We start from the raw sequence: 4179 nt of genomic DNA on the forward strand, positions 1-4179 counted from the left end.
TTTTAATTTGTATTATTTATAATTAAAATTTAAATTACTATTTAAATTAATAATAAATCTTAATTCTACCTGTTTTTAATCAATTATTCTTTAATTAAAGAAAAATATACAAAAATTTTTATCATATAATCTCCAAAATATACATATTAAAGGGGGATGCATATGTATAAAATTTCTGTTATTATACCAGTATATAATAGCGAAAAATATTTAAATCATTGTATTGATTCTGTTATTAATCAAACAATAGGTTTTGAAAATATTGAACTAATTTTAATAGATGATAAATCTACAGATAACTCTACAAAGATTATGAAAACTTATGAAGATAAATATAAGAATATTAAATGTACTTATCTTAATAAAAATAATGGTTGTCCAGGTCCTGTAAGAAATATTGCATTAGACAAAGCTACAGGAAAATATATAATGTTTTTAGATTGTGATGACTATTATAAAAATAATTATTGTGAAGTTATGTTTAATGCAATTAATAAAACTGAATTTAATGTTGTAGTATCAAAATATGATAATAAACTATTTAATTCAAAAGATATTAATTTAACAGAGGTTATAATTAATCCTTTAGAAAATAAAACTCTTCTTCAAGATACTTATATGTGGAATAAGATTTACAAAAGGGAATTTATTAATAAATATAATATAAAATGTCCAAATTTATTATACAATGAAGATGTTTACTTTAATCTACAATCTTATTTTCATAGTGGAAATATTAAATTTTTACCAAAATATTATGGATATAAACATATAATACGTGAAGATAATGAAAAATCCTTATCATATAAAGTTAAAGAATCTGATTTAACTAATATTATTGAAAGTCTAAAATTTAATATTGATTATATGAAAAAATTTGATTATGATTATGTAATATCATCAGTATTAAGTAGTATGTTTATTCCTGTTTTCATATTGATTTTACAATCAAAAATTCCAATGAAGAAAAGTATAAATTATATTTCTAAAATTACAGATTATGCAAATGTCAAATTAAAATTTGATGAAAAATGGGCTCAAATATTCTATAAAAATTCTCTTAAAAAAAGATATTTAGTAATTAAATTATTATCTAAACTTTTTAACATATACTTTAATTCAAGTTTTTTAAAAAATTTACATAGAAATTAATATTTTAAATTTAATTTTTAAAGATTAATTAAAAAAAACTTCTAAAAATAGTAAAAAACATTCAAAAAATAGAATGGAAATAAATACCAAAAAACAGAATAAAAAAAACTTAAAAAAATAGATAATAAATTTAAATAAAAAAAGGCCTCAGTTCGCCCATCATTCATCACGGATCAGAGCTCATAGGGTTCATCATTGGCCATTAAATATTTTTAAAACAGTTTAAATAAATTAATTAACTTATAAAAAGTTAAACTAATTTTTTTAAATATAAAGCTTTAACTAAAGCAAATAAATTAAAATTTAAAGCTAAAGTTAAAACTTTAACTAAACTAAAGCTTAAAAGTTAAATAATTAGTATAACTATTATTTAACCAAACATTACTCCAGCTTCTTTAGATATATCATCTTCGTGGTTTACACCCATGATTTTATCTACAGCATCCATAAAGTCAGATACATAAACTTTATCATGGTCTGCTCTAATAGCAAACATACCTGCTTCAGTACATATTGCTTTTAAATCTGCACCAGAACAACCATCGGTTAAAGCAGCGAGTAAATCTAAATCTGCTTCTTCAGCTAAAGCCATTTTAGCAGTGTGTATTTGAAGAATTTGTTTTCTTCCTTCTTCATTAGGTTCAGGTACTTCTATAAACCTATCAAATCTTCCAGGTCTTAATAAAGCAGGATCTAAAATATCTGGTCTATTGGTTGCACCAATAATTCCAATATCTCCACGAGATTCAAATCCATCAAGTTCTGCAAGTAATTGCATTAAAGTCCTTTGAACTTCTCTATCACCACTAGTGGAACTTTTAAGTCTTTTTGCAGCTACAGCATCTATTTCATCAATAAATATAATAGATGGTGCTTTTTCTTTAGCAAGTTCAAAAACTTCTCTTACTAATCTTGCACCTTCACCAATATATTTTTTAACAAATTCACTTGCAACGATTTTAATAAAGGTTGCATTTGTTTCATTAGCTACTGCTTTTGCAAGTAAAGTTTTACCAGTTCCTGGTGGTCCATATAAAAGAATACCTTTAGGTGGGTCAATACCAATTTTTTCAAATAATTCTGGTTTAGTTAAAGGTAATTCAACAGTTTCTTTAACTTCAACAATTTGATCTTCTAAACCACCAATTTGATCATAGGTAACATCAGGTTTTACTTCAACCTCCATACCAGATACACTTGGATCTTTTTCAGAAGGTAATACTTCAACTACACCAAATGTTTGTTGATTTAAAGCAACTCTTGCACCAGGTTGTAATAATTTAGGATCAATGAATTTAGAATAATTAATTAAGAAACTTGGACCTGTGCTACTTTTAACAGTTATTCTAGAATCATCAATAACTTCATTAATAGTTGCAAGGACAAGTGGAGGTGACCTAAATCTTTCAACTTCACCTCTTAAAGATTTTACTTCTCTTTCTAACCTGATTTTTTCATTTTCAGTTAGAACTTTATCTTTTTCTAATTTCCTAACTTTCCACATTAAATTGCGTTTAGTTTTAGTGTTTTCTTCTTTAAGCAAATTTACTTCATCTTTCAATTCTTCAATTTTACTAAGTAATTCTTTTGAAAAATCTTCATTATATTCAGCCATTAGTAAAACGCTCCGTAAAGTATATAATTCTAATTAAAGAATATAATAAAATAAACTTAAGTGTTTTAAAATAAAAATTAGTCTAATTTTAGATTTAATTATCACAATAATGTTTAATTTGATAATTAAAATCTAAGTAAACTAATATTTAAATTTAATGAATATTAAAAAGATTAAAACATTAATTAATTAAATTTTAAAAATTTATAATATTATACTACAATAATTATACCATTATTCACTTAAATTTTATGTCCTTATATATCATATTAGTATTTGTTTATGTAATATATAAATTTTATGAATTATTTTAACCATATAATTATATAAAATAAAATTAAAGAAAATACAATGATATTATATAATAAAAAGATATAAAATATACTGTTTTTAAAAAATTAATAAGATTAAACAAGTTAATTATAAAAAAATAAAGTTTTAAAATATATTAATAAATGTTAATATAATAATGAAAATTATAATTAAAAATATAAAATTATGTAATTAATATAAAAAATTCTAAGAAATTAAAAAAAAATAATAAAATAAAATCAACAAAAACAATAAAATACTTAAAAAAACAATCAATATTAAAGAAAAAATAAAATAAATAAAAATCTAATAAAAAATAAAAAACAAACTAAAACTTAATTAAATAAAGAAACTTTAAAAATAGAAAAATAGTATTAAAATTAATTTAATAAATTCAACTATTTTTTAGGTTTTTTAAATTTAACAACATTAGCAAGACTGTTTTGACCATCAGCTAAGTTTTTAAATGATTCTAAATCTAAAGTTTCAGCTTTTTCAATAAGTTTAATATTTAACTCTTTCTCAAATTTTTTAGCAAGTTTTAAATCAGGCTCCATTTTTCCAGATTCTACATTTGTAATAACTGAAACTTTTTCATTAATTTTTTGACCTAATTCTTTTCTTGAAAGTTTTTGAGATTCACGAGCATGCTTAATAATGGAACCATAATCTTCAACTAATTCATCCATAGGTTCCTCTTTTCTAGAATAATTTCTTTTTGAAGTATTGTTTCTCCTAGAATTTTTGCCTTTATTATTTTGTGCAAATTTAGAACGTCTAGGAACCTTTTGAACTTTTCCAAATTTAGAACAGTCTTTACATACTTCCATTACTGCGCCATCAATTTTTATTCTAATTGGGTTTCCTTTAATAGGTTTCCCACACATTTCACAATCCATATTTAATAATTGTATTTTAGTTTTTTTAAACTTTTCTAAAGAAAAAATCTAAATTAAAATTTTTTTAACTAAAATTAGTTAAAAAATAAAAAATAAAATAAAAAAACTATAAAAACCAATAAAAATAATTAAAAAACTTATGAAAAAATAAAAAAACTAATAAAAAAATAAAAAACAAAAAAATAACTAAAAATCCAATAA

Annotated in this window: 3 protein-coding genes; 1 reads left to right on the top strand and 2 read right to left on the bottom strand. The window is 21.6% G+C overall.

What is annotated here, in order from left to right:
* Positions 1-162: 162 nt before the first annotated feature.
* The gene (locus BGI41_RS06895) at positions 163-1152 is read left to right on the top strand and encodes a glycosyltransferase family 2 protein (protein ID WP_158211974.1); all 990 of its coding nucleotides are present in this window, start codon (positions 163-165) and stop codon (positions 1150-1152) included.
* Positions 1153-1522: 370 nt separating this feature from the next.
* Here the strand turns inward: BGI41_RS06895 and BGI41_RS06900 are convergent, their stop codons facing one another.
* Positions 1523-2767, bottom strand: coding sequence for a proteasome-activating nucleotidase (locus BGI41_RS06900; protein ID WP_088539827.1), 1245 nt, complete (start codon positions 2765-2767; stop codon positions 1523-1525).
* A gap of 710 nt (positions 2768-3477) precedes the next feature.
* Complete coding sequence (locus tag BGI41_RS06905; protein ID WP_088539829.1) at positions 3478-3966, bottom strand: multiprotein bridging factor aMBF1; 489 nt, start codon at positions 3964-3966, stop codon at positions 3478-3480.
* Between the last annotated feature and the right edge of the window lie 213 nt (positions 3967-4179).

Source organism: Methanobrevibacter sp. 87.7, from assembly GCF_002208625.1.
GTDB lineage: Archaea > Methanobacteriota > Methanobacteria > Methanobacteriales > Methanobacteriaceae > Methanarmilla.